This is a genomic window from Thermincola ferriacetica, from assembly GCF_001263415.1.
Lineage (GTDB): Bacteria > Bacillota > Thermincolia > Thermincolales > Thermincolaceae > Thermincola > Thermincola ferriacetica.
Genome location: NZ_LGTE01000017.1, coordinates 32,764 through 47,485, shown reverse-complemented (window position 1 = coordinate 47,485; position 14,722 = coordinate 32,764). Strand labels below are relative to the sequence as shown.

General features: G+C 47.3%; 16 protein-coding genes and 1 pseudogene. 1 reads left to right on the top strand and 16 read right to left on the bottom strand.

Features of this window, described 5'->3' with window-relative positions; translation table 11 throughout:
- Positions 1–79: 79 nt before the first annotated feature.
- The 3 genes from Tfer_RS11080 to Tfer_RS16950 all read right to left on the bottom strand — a co-directional run bounded on the left by Tfer_RS11080 (position 80) and on the right by Tfer_RS16950 (position 1,808).
- Positions 80–385, bottom strand: a complete 306-nt coding sequence (locus Tfer_RS11080; RefSeq protein ID WP_052218467.1) for a DUF1634 domain-containing protein — start codon at positions 383–385, stop codon at positions 80–82.
- A complete protein-coding gene (locus Tfer_RS11075; protein ID WP_052218466.1) occupies positions 379–1,149 on the bottom strand; it encodes a sulfite exporter TauE/SafE family protein in 771 nt (256 codons plus the stop codon). The genes Tfer_RS11080 and Tfer_RS11075 overlap by 7 nt, the downstream gene beginning before the upstream one ends.
- Before the next feature lie 137 nt (positions 1,150–1,286).
- Positions 1,287–1,808, bottom strand: a complete 522-nt coding sequence (locus Tfer_RS16950; RefSeq protein WP_013119732.1) for a demethoxyubiquinone hydroxylase family protein — start codon at positions 1,806–1,808, stop codon at positions 1,287–1,289.
- Between the two features lie 263 nt (positions 1,809–2,071).
- On the opposite strand from Tfer_RS16950, the pseudogene Tfer_RS11065 reads away from it, so the two are divergent.
- Positions 2,072–3,640, top strand: a pseudogene (locus Tfer_RS11065) (methyl-accepting chemotaxis protein); the annotation flags it as partial.
- A gap of 390 nt (positions 3,641–4,030) precedes the next feature.
- Here the strand turns inward: Tfer_RS11065 and hisIE are convergent.
- The 13 genes from hisIE to Tfer_RS16070 form a co-directional block, all read right to left on the bottom strand.
- Positions 4,031–4,705, bottom strand: a complete 675-nt coding sequence (hisIE, locus tag Tfer_RS11060) for a bifunctional phosphoribosyl-AMP cyclohydrolase/phosphoribosyl-ATP diphosphatase HisIE (protein ID WP_052218464.1) — start codon at positions 4,703–4,705, stop codon at positions 4,031–4,033.
- Positions 4,702–5,463 carry an imidazole glycerol phosphate synthase subunit HisF gene (hisF, locus tag Tfer_RS11055; protein ID WP_013119729.1) on the bottom strand — a complete coding sequence of 254 codons (762 nt, stop codon included), beginning with the start codon at positions 5,461–5,463 and terminating at the stop codon, positions 4,702–4,704. Before hisF ends, hisIE begins: the two co-directional genes overlap by 4 nt.
- A 199-nt stretch (positions 5,464–5,662) precedes the next feature.
- Positions 5,663–6,388 (bottom strand): 1-(5-phosphoribosyl)-5-[(5-phosphoribosylamino)methylideneamino]imidazole-4-carboxamide isomerase, encoded by a 726-nt coding sequence (gene hisA / locus Tfer_RS11050; protein ID WP_052218463.1) that lies wholly within the window; start codon positions 6,386–6,388, stop codon positions 5,663–5,665.
- The gene (gene hisH, locus Tfer_RS11045) at positions 6,382–6,987 is read right to left on the bottom strand and encodes an imidazole glycerol phosphate synthase subunit HisH (protein ID WP_052218462.1); all 606 of its coding nucleotides are present in this window, start codon (positions 6,985–6,987) and stop codon (positions 6,382–6,384) included. Before hisH ends, hisA begins: the two co-directional genes overlap by 7 nt.
- A 12-nt stretch (positions 6,988–6,999) precedes the next feature.
- Positions 7,000–7,617 (bottom strand): imidazoleglycerol-phosphate dehydratase HisB, encoded by a 618-nt coding sequence (gene hisB, locus Tfer_RS11040; RefSeq protein WP_049771595.1) that lies wholly within the window; start codon positions 7,615–7,617, stop codon positions 7,000–7,002.
- Positions 7,617–8,702 (bottom strand): histidinol-phosphate transaminase, encoded by a 1,086-nt coding sequence (gene hisC / locus Tfer_RS11035; protein ID WP_052218461.1) that lies wholly within the window; start codon positions 8,700–8,702, stop codon positions 7,617–7,619. Before hisC ends, hisB begins: the two co-directional genes overlap by 1 nt.
- A 42-nt stretch (positions 8,703–8,744) precedes the next feature.
- Positions 8,745–10,040: a histidinol dehydrogenase gene (hisD, locus tag Tfer_RS11030; protein WP_052218460.1), complete on the bottom strand. Its 1,296-nt coding sequence runs from the start codon at positions 10,038–10,040 to the stop codon at positions 8,745–8,747.
- 58 nt (positions 10,041–10,098) lie between these two features.
- Positions 10,099–10,752 (bottom strand): ATP phosphoribosyltransferase, encoded by a 654-nt coding sequence (hisG, locus tag Tfer_RS11025; protein ID WP_052218459.1) that lies wholly within the window; start codon positions 10,750–10,752, stop codon positions 10,099–10,101.
- 77 nt (positions 10,753–10,829) lie between these two features.
- Positions 10,830–12,008 (bottom strand): ATP phosphoribosyltransferase regulatory subunit, encoded by a 1,179-nt coding sequence (gene hisZ / locus Tfer_RS11020; protein ID WP_242843587.1) that lies wholly within the window; start codon positions 12,006–12,008, stop codon positions 10,830–10,832.
- 151 nt (positions 12,009–12,159) lie between these two features.
- Positions 12,160–13,038, bottom strand: a complete 879-nt coding sequence (locus tag Tfer_RS11015) for a sensor histidine kinase (protein ID WP_052218457.1) — start codon at positions 13,036–13,038, stop codon at positions 12,160–12,162.
- Positions 13,039–13,067: 29 nt separating this feature from the next.
- Entirely contained in the window at positions 13,068–13,955 is an 888-nt protein-coding gene (locus tag Tfer_RS11010; protein WP_052218456.1) for a sensor histidine kinase, read from the bottom strand.
- A gap of 85 nt (positions 13,956–14,040) precedes the next feature.
- Positions 14,041–14,520, bottom strand: a complete 480-nt coding sequence (locus Tfer_RS11005) for a hypothetical protein (protein WP_052218455.1) — start codon at positions 14,518–14,520, stop codon at positions 14,041–14,043.
- Positions 14,521–14,589: 69 nt separating this feature from the next.
- Positions 14,590–14,712 (bottom strand): cyclic lactone autoinducer peptide, encoded by a 123-nt coding sequence (locus Tfer_RS16070; RefSeq protein ID WP_083436911.1) that lies wholly within the window; start codon positions 14,710–14,712, stop codon positions 14,590–14,592.
- Between the last annotated feature and the right edge of the window lie 10 nt (positions 14,713–14,722).

The window sequence follows — 14,722 nt, the reverse complement described above, 5'->3', positions numbered from 1 at the left end:
TTCTCCACCGTGTAATTGTTGCACCATTAGATTGGGATTACTTATCACTGAAGTTCGCTGCCAGGGAGCCTGTTTCCTCCTAAAACTCCCGGCCGATAAAAATACTTACCGTCAGGATTAAAAGTACGGCCAGAGAAATCAGGGCATATTTTTTGTCCTGCTCGATGAAATAAAAAACAAGAACGGCTGTAACCACCCGCAACAACGGCGTAGCCAAAAGGATGAACAAACCGGCTTTTATAACTGTAACAGCCCAGGATCCCGCTCCGGCCAAATGGAGAATCAACCCGGCCAGAGTAATGATTATGCTGACATAATAACCGACAGACAATACCTGGCTGACAATACTGTTAAGCTTCACATTGACCTGATTACGATTTACCATAGCTTAACCCCCAACCCCTTTAATATCATGTCTGCAGCCAGGTATAAAAAGATGACGACAAATACTTTTTTCAGGCCGGCCACAGAAATTTTGTCATTGAAACGGGTTCCCAGCCGGGCGCCCAGAAAAACCCCCAGGGCTGAAGGCGCTGCGGTAACAGGGTCAATCAACCCACGAAAAAAGAAGATAAAACCGCTGGCCGAGGCAGTAACCCCGATCATAAAATTACTTGTGGCTACAGCCCTTTTTAAAGGAACCCCCATCAAAATATACATGGCCGGAATTTTTATCAATCCGCCGCCAATACCCAATAAGCCAGACAAAACCCCGGCCAGCCCGGATGCGGCAAGGCCTGCCGGCAAGCGGGAATACCGTCCGGCGCTATTGACCGATGCCGCTGCCGTTTCCCGGTGCCTGACCATAGAAACTGCATTATATAACAACAAGAGGCCAAATAATATCTGCAAGGTAGAACCGTCAACCATATTGGCTATTAAAGCCCCCGCAATAGCTCCAATAGTAGTACTCAATTCCAATACCATGCCCAACCTGATGTCAGCCTTGCCCTCCCTGACGTAAAGGCTGGCTGCTCCCGTCGATGTGGCTATTACACTGATCAGACTGATGCCTATAGCTTGATGCATGGGTAAACCCAAAACAATAGTGAGGGCCGGAATCAGTATAAAGCCCCCACCTAACCCCAACAGCGCACCAAAAATGCCACTTAATATACCGACGATAAACAACAAAAATAACTCCTGCATTTCCTCCACCTACTTGGCTGCGTTTTTTTTTTATTATATCACATTATAGCCAAAATTTAACCTTAAGCAAAAACAACCTCTCCCGAAAAGAGAGAGGTTATCAACAACAACATAAATTAGGACCGGTTGCTTAATCATTAGTGGTCTGTACCCCCATGGTGCCGGTTAAAGTTCTGGTTCTGGTTCTGGTTCTGGTGCTGGGCCTGGTTCCACTGTGGGGTTTGCTGACCCTGTACCTGCTCCTGAAATATATGGCCCGTTTGCATGCCGGGCAGCGTGTAAGGGCTGTATTGGTATTGCTGGGACTGGGCAGGTTGCCTGGCCTGCTGTCCCTGCTGCATCTGGTAAGGTTGTCTCGTTTGCCCCTTTTGGTTGAGCAGTTGCTCCACTTCCTGGCGGCCTTTGGCCAGAAACTGCGCTTCCTGGGAATCCAGAATTTCCATCAAACGCAGCAGTTCTCCCACATGCTGGCGTTCCTCGTCCCGAATGGAATACAATATGGTTTTTACCCGCTGGTCATCAGTAGCCATCGCGTGAGCATCATAGCCCATAATCGCTTCCAGTTCCCCGGCAATGTCCACTCTCAAAGCCTGTATCAACTCTTCCCTGGAGAGTTTCTTTGGCACATTACCCACAAAGGGGTCGCCCATCATTACCATAAAATCGCCTCCTTGATATTTTTTTCTAGTTTTTACAGTTGATTTAAATTTATGTATAACAACTTTTTTCCAATGAACTGAATTTTGCAGGAATTAGTATTTTTTTGTCGAAATTTGGTATTAGTTTAATTTTTCGATATTTACAAACTACCAAGCCAGTTATCCCTTGTAGTAGTTTCCGCGGGAGGTGATATGTAAAGACCCGCATAACAGAAAAACAGGAAAACGTTCCTAACAGGGGGTTTTCAACAGGGGGGGTTTTTTTGAAGAATATCACAATCCGCAAAAAAATTTTGTTTGCTTTTGTAGCTCTGGTAATTTTGTGCATTATTCCCATCACATTGGTTACTGTTTTTTCAATGAAGGAAGCAGTTGTCAGTACGGTACTGGAGAAAGCCAAAGCAGATTCGGCTACCGGCCTGGCCATTATTGACCAAACATACCCTGGCAACTGGGCTATCAAAGACGGAAAGCTTTACAAGGGTTCCCAATTGATGAACGACAATTTCGCCATAGTTGACAAAATTGCTGAATTGACAGGTGATACAGTCACCATATTCCAGGGAAATACCCGGATAGCCACTACTGTAAAAAAAGACGGCAAACGGGCAGTTGGCACCACTGTATCCAAGGAAGTTGAAGACATTGTTATCGGCAAGGGAGAGCCATATTACGGTGAAGCCGATGTGGTGGGGGTGAAATACCAGACAGCATATCAGCCTATCCGGAATTCCGAGGGACAGATAATCGGTATCTGGTATGTCGGTATTTCAAAAAAGTTTCTCGATGACCTTACCTTCAGATTTATAGTCAAACAGATCATAACAGGGCTGATTGTTCTCCTGCTGGCCTTTGTACTGGCATGGATAATTGCCGGAACCATTTCCTCACCCCTTTTCCGCCTGAAAAATGCCATGGAGCGCGCTGAAAAAGGAGACCTCACCGTTGACCTCAAAGTTGACACCGGTGATGAACTCGGTATCTTGGCTTCTTCCTTCAACAGAATGGTAGCAAATATCAGAGAAATTATCGGTGACATCATTTCTGCCAGTCTGAAATTGTCCGATACTGCCAATGAATTTACCCAAAACGCCGGTAATCTCAGCAGGTCCAACGAAGAAGTAAACAAAGCAATTGAAGAAGTTGCCAAGGGTAATACCACCCAGACCCAGGAAATTGCCGCAGTAGTGAAAAGCATTGACGAGCTCAGTCAGGCCATTTATTCAATCGCTCAGGGTGCCGATCAACAGGCAACCAATGTAAACAGGGCCTCGTCGGCCATCAGCCAAATGGTTGCCGAGGTGGAGGAAGTAGCCGCAAGTGCCCGTTATGCCGCCAAAACTGCCGAGGAAACATCTGAAGTTGCCAGTGCCGGCAGTGAAGTTGTTGAAAAAGTTGTTGGCGGAATGGAAACTATCAAAGCCAAGGTATTTGAAGCAGCCGACAAGATTAAAGAACTTGGTGAACAGTCGCAGCATATCGGAGAAATAATACAGGTTATAGATGAAATAGCCGAACAGACTAACCTGTTGGCCTTAAATGCCGCTATTGAAGCAGCCAGAGCAGGTGAACACGGAAAAGGTTTTGCGGTAGTTGCCGATGAAGTCAGAAAACTTGCGGAACGAAGCAGCAAAGCAACCAAAGAAATTGCCGAATTGGTCAATAATATCAGGCAGGGCACTGACAAAGCCGTCCTGGCCATGAATGAGAGTACAACAGAGGTTGAAACAGGAGCAAATCTTGCCATTGATGCCGGCAAAGCCCTCGAGAGCATATTAAACAATGTGACCCGAACCAATGACGAAATACACAAAATTTCAAACGCTGTCCAGCGTATCTCCGATCAGAACGCAGAGGTTGTTGAGGCCATAGATGTGGTGGCTCAGGTTACCGAAGAAAATTCATCCGCTACAGGAAAAATGGCCGCCAACAGCGATGAAGTAAAAAAATCCATCCAGAACATAGCCTATGTTGCCGAAGAAAGTGCTGCTGCCGCCCAGGAGGTAACAGCTTCAAGTGAACAGATGTATACGATCAGCGATGTATTAGCTTCTTCTTCGAAAGAACTGGCTGAAATGGCTGCCGCATTAAAGAACCTGACCGGTAGGTTTAAAGTTTAAGTAGGCTCGTAAAATAACCATGGCCGATTATAGTGAGGTAAAAGTAAAAGGGGCAATCCCAACAGTTAACCGGGACTGTCCCTTTCAAGTTTTCAATCAGGTTTACCGCCTCTTCCCCAATTCCGCAAACACATCATCTGGTTTGATGTCCTGTTCCTTCAGCAGAACAAGCAGATGATACAACAGGTCGGCGACTTCATAAACCACCTCTGCCTTGTTCCTGTTCTTGGCTCCGATTATTACCTCGGCCGCTTCTTCCCCCACTTTTTTCAGTATTTTATCCAGTCCCTTATTAAACAGATATGTAGTATAAGACCCTTCCGGCCGTTCAACATAACGGTCGGCAATGACATCATATACCTCGTAGAGTATCTCTGCTCCCGCTGCTGTCCTGTCCGTAGTTTGATTTCTGACCTGTGAGCAATTTCCCTGAACATCTTGATTTTCCTTAATTCCATCCACTCTGTTATGAAAACAGGTTTTTTCGCCGGTATGGCAAGCCACTCCCTGCTGCTCCACCATAACCAGCAGCGCATCAGCATCACAGTCATAAAAAACCTCTTTAACCTTTTGAATGTTTCCGGAAGTTGCCCCTTTGTGCCAGAGCTCTTGCCTGCTGCGGCTGTAAAACCAGGTTTCGCCGGTTTCCAGGGTTTTATGCAAACTTTCCGCATTCATGTAAGCCAGCATCAAAACCTCTTTGCTTCTTACATCCTGCACAATGGCCGGAATCAGTCCGTCCGCATTAAATTTCAGGTTATTTACCTCACAACTCAAAGTCTCATCGCCACCCCTCGTTGGATACAGAACTCTTTGCACTCCTTGATTGAATACTCGCCAAAATGGAAGATAGAGGCAGCTAATGCAGCATCGGCTTTTCCCTCCAGAAATCCGTCAGCAATGTGCTGAAGATTGCCGACTCCTCCGGAGGCGATAACAGGAATATTGACAGCTTCCGCCACAGCCCTGGTCAGTGCCAGGTCAAAACCTATTTTGGTGCCGTCCCGGTCCATGCTGGTCAGCAGGATTTCCCCCGCTCCCAATTCCTCTGCTTTCTTTACCCATTCCAGCACATCGATGCCGGTCGGCGTTCTGCCCCCGTGGATATATACCTCCCACTTTCCCGGTTCTCCCGTACTTTTGGCATCCACCGCCAGCACGATACATTGCGAACCAAATTTACCGGCTCCCTCCGCAATAAGGGCCGGATTCTGAACAGCAGCGGTATTTACCGATACTTTATCGGCGCCTGCTGTCAGCATCAACCGCATATCATCTATGGTCCTGATCCCGCCTCCCACGGTAAAAGGAATAAACACTTCTTCCGCCGTGCGTCTGACCACGTCTACCATAGTAGCCCGCCCGTCGGAAGAGGCGGTAATATCCAGGAAAACGAGCTCGTCAGCGCCCTCCCGGTCATAAAGAGCAGCCAGTTCCACGGGATCTCCGGCATCTCTAAGATTAACGAAGTTAGTCCCTTTTACTACCCTGCCACCTGTCACATCAAGACAGGGAATAATTCGCTTCATTAGCATATGTATACTCTCCTTTAATGCGTTGGCACTGCAAGGTGAAACAATCGTTGCTCCAATTGACAATTGCCAACTATCAATTCTCAATTATCAACTGTCAACTGCCAACTGCCAACTGTTAACTGTCAACTGTCAACTGCCAACTGTTAACTGCCAACTGCCAACTGTTAACTGTCAACTGTTAACTGCCAACTGCCAACTGTTAACTGCCAACTGTCCTCAGCGCCTCTTCCAGATCTATACGCCCATCATAAAGGGCTTTTCCCGTAATTACCGCTTCAACGCCGTAAGGTTCCAGTTGGCTGACGGCAATCAGGTCTTCCAGGGAAGAAACACCGCCGGAAGCAATTATTTTCAAGCCGGTGGCCTCCGCCATTTCCCTGGTGCTTTCCAGGTTAGGACCTTTCAATGTGCCGTCCCTCTTTATATCGGTATATATTATCCTGGTGACTCCCAGGTCCTTCATTTCCCGGCCCAGGTCCACAGCCTTTTTGGCAGCCGTCTGGTCCCAACCCTCAACAGCCACATAACCGTCCCTGGCATCAATACCCACCACTATTCTTTCACCGTACCTGGCGCAGGCCTTCTCCACCAACCGGGAATCAGAAATGGCAGCCGTGCCCAGAATTACCCTGTTCAGCCCCATGTCCAGGTACATATCAATGGTATCCATGTTCCTGATACCGCCACCCAACTCAGCCGGTATATCCACAGCAGCAATGATCTTCCTGACAGCTTCCACATTTTTGGGTTCACCGGCAAAAGCTCCGTCCAGGTCTACCAGGTGCAGGAACCTGGCTCCCTTGGCCGCCCATTTCCTGGCCATCTCTGCCGGGTCATCGGAATATATGGTTTCCCTGTCCAGCCTGCCTTCGACCAACCGGACGCATTTGCCGTTGCGCAGGTCTATAGCCGGAATGATTAACATGATACCAGACCTCCAAAATTCTTTAAAATTTGCAAGCCTAACTTGCTGCTCTTTTCCGGATGAAACTGGATACCAAAAACAGTGTCGTTTCCGGCTATCGACGTAAATGGTATGCCGTACTCTGTTCTGGCCAGCGTTACATCTTCTCCGGCATCAACATAATAGGAATGCACAAAATAAAAAGCTGATTTATCGGGTATACCCTTGAGAATAGGGGTTTCTTGCTGTATTTCTATCTGGTTCCAGCCCATATGGGGAATTTTTAAGCCCGGAGGAAACTTTTTGACGCGGCCCGGAAAAAGACCCAGTCCCCTGTGCAGGCCCCATTCCTCGCTCTCTTCAAACATGAGCTGCAGGCCCAGGCAAATACCCAGAAAGGGAGTACCCCGGGATACAACCTCGTAGATAGCTTCAATAAAGCCGGCAGCCCTGAGGTTCCGCATGGCATCGCCAAAGGCTCCCACTCCTGGCAAAACAACGCCTTGTGCCTGCAGAACGGCCTCCGGCCCGGTGACAATCTCGGCAGGAAAGCCTACCTTCTCAAATCCTTTTTGTACACTCCGCAAATTACCCATTCCATAATCGATAATAGCAATCATATGTTCCTCCGCTTACAAGCTCCCTTTGGTTGACAGTACGCCGGAAATGTTTTCATCTATAGCCGAAGCTTCATTTAAGGCTCTGCCCAAGGCCTTAAATATGGCCTCAATAATGTGGTGGGTATTTTTCCCGGCCATCTGTTTCACATGCAGGGTTAATTCGGCATTGACGGCAAAAGCGCGTAAAAACTCCTCCACCAGTTCGGTGTCAAAGTCACCCACCTTCTGGCAGGGAAGCTGCGCATCAAAAACAAGGAAACCACGCCCGCTCAGGTCCACTACCGCCATAGCCAGGGCCTCGTCCATGGGCACTAAAGCAGTACCGTACCGCCGGATCCCTACTTTATCTCCCAAGGCTTCAGCAAAAGCCCGTCCCAGGCAGATGCCTATGTCCTCCACCGTATGGTGGTCATCTATGCCTGTATCACCCTGGGCAGTGATATCTAAATCAAAAAGCCCGTGTTTGGACCACAGGGCCAGCATATGGTCCAGAAAAGGAACACCGGTATCAAGGAAATAGCTTCCTTTCCCGTCCAGGTTCAGTGCTACCTGAATGTCGGTCTCCGTGGTAGTCCTTGTATATTCCGCCGTCCTGCCATGCCCTTTTTTACTTTTACCAGCCACACCCATCACTCCTTGTTATCCCTTAGAATTACACCTAATTTCTCCAAAAAAATTGCGTTTTCCTCTTTTTTCCCAATGGTTACCCGCAGACAATCTTCCAAACCCGGCACTTTTCCTAAATTCCTGATCAGGATGCCGCCTTTAAGCAGTTCCTGATACACTTTATCCGAATTTACCGGGGTTCTGAACAGGATGAAATTGGACTGACTGGGAAAAGCCGTTACACCGCTTAAACCTTGCAGTTCCATGAAAAGTTTTTCCCTTTCTTCAATAATCATCCCTATTTGTTCATCAAAAAGTTGCCTGTATTTGAGAGCTGTCCTGGCAGCCAGTTGGGAAAAAGAATTGACATTAAAGGGTTGTTTTATTTTGTTCAGTTCCTTAATTACTGATTCGTTGGAAATCAGGTAGCCAACCCTCATGCCCGCCAGCCCGAAGGCCTTGGAGAAAGTTCGTAATACTATAAGGTTGGGATACCTGTTTAAATGAGAAACTATGGTTTCCCTTTTAAATTCAAAATAGGCTTCATCTACGATAACAAGAGCGCTGGTATTCTCGAGCACATACATGATGTCTTCCGGTGGAATCACTGTCCCGGTGGGGTTATTGGGCGAAACCAATACAACGATGTCGATCCCTGCCCGGGCCCGTTCCACAAGTTTTTGCACAGGTACGGCAAAGTCTTCGCCGGTCCGCATTTCCTCAACGCCTGTACCGGTAATACGGGCATGAATCTTGAACATGGAGAAGGTAGGTACCGGTATTAATACAGTCCTGTCATTACCCCCAAAGGTTAAATAGATGAGCTGGATCAGCTCATCGGAGCCATTACCTGCTATGAGGTTATCCGGCGCCACCCCGTTATAGTCTGCCAAAGCCTGCCTGAGTTCGACCGCCCCGGGGTCCGGATACCGGGTAAAAACATCGCTGTTCAGTTTTTTGATAATTTCCTGGCAAACCGCTTCCGGAAAAGGATAGGGGTTTTCGTTTAAGTCCATTCTGATGACATTGGGATAGGGATGGGTGTCGTAAGGTACCAAATCCCGCAGATCTTCCCTGACCCTTGTCCGGACATCAAATTGTATGCTCATATTACTACTCCTTTTTGTCTGTTTTTTTTCGCTAATTGGCTTTTATTTTTTTGCTAATTTATCCAACCTTACCTGGATGGAATTGGCGTGGGCGTCCAAACCCTCCACTTTTGCCAGTTTGACAATGTCCTGGCCCACTTTTCCCAGGCGATCCCGGGAATAGGCAATAATACTCATTTTTTTCATAAAGGTGTCCACATTTAACGGAGAATAAAAGCGGGCCGTACCGCCTGTGGGCAGTACATGGTTGGGGCCGGCGTAATAGTCACCGACTGGTTCGGCCGTGTAATGACCCATGAAAACAGCTCCGGCGTTTTTGATTTTTCCCAAAATGTCAAAAGGCTTTTCCACTGCCAGTTCCAGGTGTTCGGGCGCATAAGTGTTGGCCATTTCAATGGCTTCGGCAAGGCTGTCAGTCACAATAATGGCGCTGTAGTCCCGCAAAGAAGCCGTTAAAATCTCTTTCCTGGACAAATATGATACCTGGCGCTCAATTTCTGCTTTTACGGCATGGGCCAATTTTTCGGAAGGAGTAACTAAAACTGCCGAAGCAAGCACATCGTGCTCAGCCTGGGAAAGCAGGTCAGCCGCCACATAAGTGGGATCTGCTGAGGCATCTGCGATGATCAGGATTTCGCTCGGTCCCGCCAGCATGTCTATATTTACCTGGCCGTAAACCATCTTTTTGGCCAGGGTAACGTATATGTTACCGGGGCCTGTAATAAGGTCAACCTTCCTTATGGTCCGGGTCCCGTAAGCCAGCGCAGCCACGGCCTGGGCGCCGCCAACTTTATATATTTCCGTAACTCCGGCCTCCGCCGCAGCAACTATCGAATAGGGATCAATCCGGCCCCCGGCCGTTGGGGGAGCGACCATAACAATCTCTTTAACTCCCGCCACCTTTGCCGGCACGGCATTCATCAGCACAGAAGAAGGATAGGATGCCGTACCCCCGGGTACGTAGATGCCAACCCGTTCCAGGGGGCGTACCAACTGCCCCAGGACAGTGCCGTCCTCTTCTGGGTCAAACCAACACTTTTGCAGTTGTTTTTCGTGATAAGCGGCAATATTGTCGCGGGCCTTTTGCAGGGCAGGCAAAACATCTTTATCAATAACCCGGTAAGCTTCTTCGATTTCTTCTTCCGAAACCCGTAAAGTTTCCGGCGTTAAGCGGGCTTTATCGAAGCGAGCCGTGTATTCCAGCACAGCCTCGTCGCCTCTCTCCCGTACCTCCTTTAAAATTTCGCTTACCCGCTGTTCATAAACGGCCTGGTCTTCATATACTTTGTTTAATACCTTTTCCACCTCGGTCTGGCCGCTTTTTAAAATTCTGATCATTTTTCCTTCCCCCGTTTCTTTAGACTTCTTTAGCTGTTCAAATTTCCTAAAGCCCTGTTCAGTCGTTCAGTTTTCCCACAACCTCTTTCAACTGCCCAATCAAGGGATTGATTCTGTTGTTCTTCAGCCGGTGGCTGACCCGGTTAGCAATCAGCCTGGCCGTAGACTTAAATATTTCAGCCACAGCCACCAGATTATTTTCCCGCAAAGTCCGGCCCGTGGACACAATATCCACAATCATCTCGGACAAGCCGACCAACGGCGCCAATTCTATGTTGCCATGCAGTTTGATAATTTCCATCTGCTTCCCTTCGGCAGCAAAATAATTTTGGGCCACCCGCGGAAACTTCGTGGCTACCCTGGCATGGGTCATCTGTTCCCATTGTCCGTCCTGGGCCGTCTTTTCAGGAACGGCCACTACGAACCGGCAGGCCCCGTATTTCAAATCCAGAAGTTCGTAAACGTCCTTGTTCTGTTCCACGATGGTATCTTTGCCGACAAACCCCAGATCCGCTGCCCCGTACTCCACAAAAGTGGGAATATCGGTAGGGCGGCAAATGATATATTTTACCCGGTCTTCTTCGTTGACAAAAAAGAGTTTCCGTGAATCAGTCTCCAGTTCATCCACGTTGAGCCCGGCTTCCCTGAGAACCCGGATCGTATCCTTATATAGTGTGCCTTTGGGAATAGCTATAGATAAATAATCATCCATAAAACACCAGGACCCCTTTCGCTTTAGCGCGTTAAAGCGCTAACATGATGAAATTATAGCATGGATTTTGATAAATGTCAATCCAAGGTAATAACCTTTGCATCGCTGAACATGGAATCCTCAGAATTCAGTCGGACACCGGATCTTCTGTCTCTTGTAACTACCCGGTGACCTTCTGCTCTCAATTGGGCAGCTTTATCAAAGGCCTCCAGGCGCCGGTGGCTTTCATATTCAATGATATAATCCAGGTTTTTGAAATCCCGGGAATGTCCCTGGCGTTCCAGAGCCAGCATAATCCTTTCTATCCCCAGGGCAAAACCGGTAGCCGGGCATGGCAAACCAAACTGGCCAAGCAAACCGTCATAACGACCGCCCCCACAAATGGGGAACCCCAATCCCAGGGCCGACCCTTCAAAAACAAGACCTGTATAGTAATCAAAATCCCTCAACAGCCCCAAATCCAGGTCGACATACCGGTCCAGCCTGTAATCAGTTAATACGGCAAAGACTTCCTCCAGGTTATCTAAAGCCTTCAAAGCTTTGGCGCTTGTAAGCATAGGCCTTATACTTTCCAGTTCCCGCCGGCTTCCGCGGAGGGTAATTATCTGCATCACCTTATCAATCTCTTTCTCCGGTAGTTTTTGGTTATGTAATATTTCTTCCACACCTACAAAGTTTTGGTTGCTGATAGTTGTTTTTATTTCTTTTTTTACCTCTTCGGCAACTTCCAGTTCTTCCATAAGTCCATTAAAAATATCTATTTGTCCTACACTCAATTTGAAATTTTGCAAGCCGATTTTTTTAAGAACTTCCACGGTAAGGGCCAGCACCTCGGCGTCAGCTTCGGGGCTGCTTGAACCTATAAGCTCTACTCCGGCCTGGTAATACTCTCTCTGGCGCCCGGCCTGCGGTTCTTCATAGCTGAAAACATTTGCTATATAAAAAAGCCGTAGGGGGAATGGTCCCCTTTTTTGCCTCGATGCCGTCAACCGCGCTATTGGCGTGGTCATATCGGGACGCAAGGCTAAAATCCGTCCCTGCCGGTCAATAAACTTATACATAAGGTCTAACTGTTCGTCCCGCTGACCTATCTTTAAAACATCAAAATATTCAAAGGCCGGCGTAACAACCTCCTGGTAACCCCAGGCCCTGAAAATATCACTGATCTCTCTTTCCAGTTCCCTTTTGCACCAAGCTTCGCCCGGCATCAGGTCCCTCACACCGGAAGGTATTTCGGTTTTAAAACTCCTGGACATCATCCACACCCCTCTACTACTTTAACATATTAAAGTGATAAAGATATCTTACCATACATCCCCATAAGTGTCAAGGCGGAATTGCCTTTCTCCCTACCAAAAAGAAAAAGCACCCCGTAACGCAAACCCTACGGCGTGCCCAATACGGCATCTAATTAGCCGGCTGTTTTTGGGGAAAATAAACGGTAAAGACCGTCCCCACTTCTTCATTACCGGTCAAGCTGACAGTTCCCCCGTGTTTTTCTGTCAATTTTTTTACCGTATGTAAACCTAAACCGCTGCCTTCCAAACCTTTGGCGGAAAAACCTTTTTCAAAAATTTTATCTCTTAATTGTTCCGGTACTAACGGTCTCCGGCAGGCAACTTCCAAAAAGAAACCTTCGCCGTTTTCACTAAATGTAACTTTTACCTGCCTGTCGTCAGCGGATACGTTTTCTGCCGCATCCAAAGCATGGTCAATCAAATTGCCGATAATTTGAGATATAGTAATAGCAGAAATCTTTAGGCCAAGTAACTTTGATTTCAGATCAACGGAAAACCGAATCCCCCTTGACTCGGCATTATGTCTTTTTTTCAGCAAGAGGGCTGCTATTTCCGGATGTTCCAGGTTACTTATTGAGGTGTCTGTTTTTAAACGATCGGTCACTTCTTTAATATACTGCAGGGCATGATCCTTTTTGCCCAATTGAATAGAACCCATGATCACCTGTAGGTGATTAAAAAAATCATGCCTATGGGTGCGTAAAATACCGACCAGCTCCTGGCTTTCTTTTAAACAGGCCTGGTTTAGTTCCGCCTCTTTTTCCTTTTTCGCCAACCTGATAATTTCCCTTACCAGGTAAATGGCCGCTATTCCCAGAACTACTCCGGCTGCTAACGAGAAGCCAAACATAGTCTTCATGGGTTTGGCAACTTTTTGGTACAAAGAAAAATAGCCCCAGAACCCGTTTACAAAAAAAATTAAAACTTGTAGCAAAATTACCATAATCAGGAATGCTGATTTTTGGTTAAATTGTGACGGTGAAAGCATGGTTTTCCTCCATTTAAAGTATTTACATGTCAAGATACTTCTGGCGCCTGAACATTTTTCGGAAAACAGATTGCAAAAACAGTACCTTTTTCTTCGTTACTGGTTAGTTCAACAGTCCCTCCGTGTTTTTCAGTAAGCTCCTTGACAATATACAAACCCAATCCGCTGCCATTACGACCCTTGGTTGTAAAGCCCTTCTGAAAAACCTTTTCCTGTAATTCCGGCGGTATGGCAGGCTTGCTATTACAAACCTTGATAATAAAACGCCGGCTGTCTTCGCTGAAAGTTATTTCTACAGTTCGATCCTCTTCTGCCGGTAAACCCTTAACGGCATAAAAAGCATTATCCACTAAATTTCCCAATATTCTGGAAATAACACTTGCAGGAAGGTCCAAACCCCGTAAATCCGATTCCGGCCTTACAACAAGGCGAATCCCATCCTGTTCCGCATGGTGCATCTTTTTAAACAACAAAGCAGCCACTTCAGGATGTTCCATATTACTGATCAGGGATTCGTTTTTCAGGGAATCCACCACTTCATTGATATAATTGAGGGCATTTTCCGCTCTGTTCAAATGGATACATCCCATTATCACCTGCAGGTGGTTGAGAAAATCATGGCGGTGAGAACGCAAAACATCAATGAGCTCCCGGTTCTCCTCTAAATGAACCTTGTACACCTCGGCCTCCTGTTCCCTGGCTGCCAGCCGGATAACCTCCCTGAGCATCAGGACAGACCAGCCGCCCAGTACAATACCGGCCGATAATGAAAGGATGCCAACGGTTCTCAGGGAAATGCCCACTTTCTCATGCAGAGCAAAATAAGTCCATATTCCCGTCTCAACCACCACAAAGCTCTGCAGCAGTATCAAAAAAAGGAGTAATATTTTTTTGTCAACTTTATATCCTGGTATCATAACTGTTCCTCCGCTAACCACTGGACCCCCATTTCACAGTTGTCTACTCCCGCGGTGGCCGGAGTCTTGACCTGTCGCTTTAAGCCTATCGGCCCAGTTGTTCAATATTTATCAGCGCCCGGCCGGTAAAGGCAGTAAACAGACACGCCAAAATAAGTAACGCATCGCCCAGGTAACCGGTGACAATATGGAGCCAGGTATTGGACATTATATCTTCAATAGTGATATTTAGTTTACTAAGAATAAAGGGGAAAGTAGCTGATTCGCTAAGAATCAGAATAATAAAGCCCACCAGGCCGGCCACGGCACTGGCACCCCAGTTCCTGCGGCCGACCAGACGCAAAATGATGATTAACCCCAGCAGGTTCAGCACAGTATGAGTGCCTAACGGCCACTGGTTAATGGTATAAATACCGCGTACCAGGTAGACCAGCAATCCCTGCAGCAGGCCTACCATGACAGTCTGTTTCAGGTTTAGCCTGATGCCAATCAGCGCCATGCCGGTATAACCGACCAGAGCGCCTTCTATGATGTAAAAGAAAACCAGCACCCTGAGATCTTCCACGATAATTGCCTCCTTTGCAAGTACAGCTATAGGTAAATATTTTTATTCAGCGTTTTACATCACAAAGCTTTATTTTCTCAGTGCTTCGGGCAGCGAAGGTTGGTATCCGCTTACATTACACGCGGAAACCACGCTTATTTGGGCCAGAAATGTAAACAGCGCAATAGCCAGCATCAGCAATCTTCTGTACATGGGTTCCCTC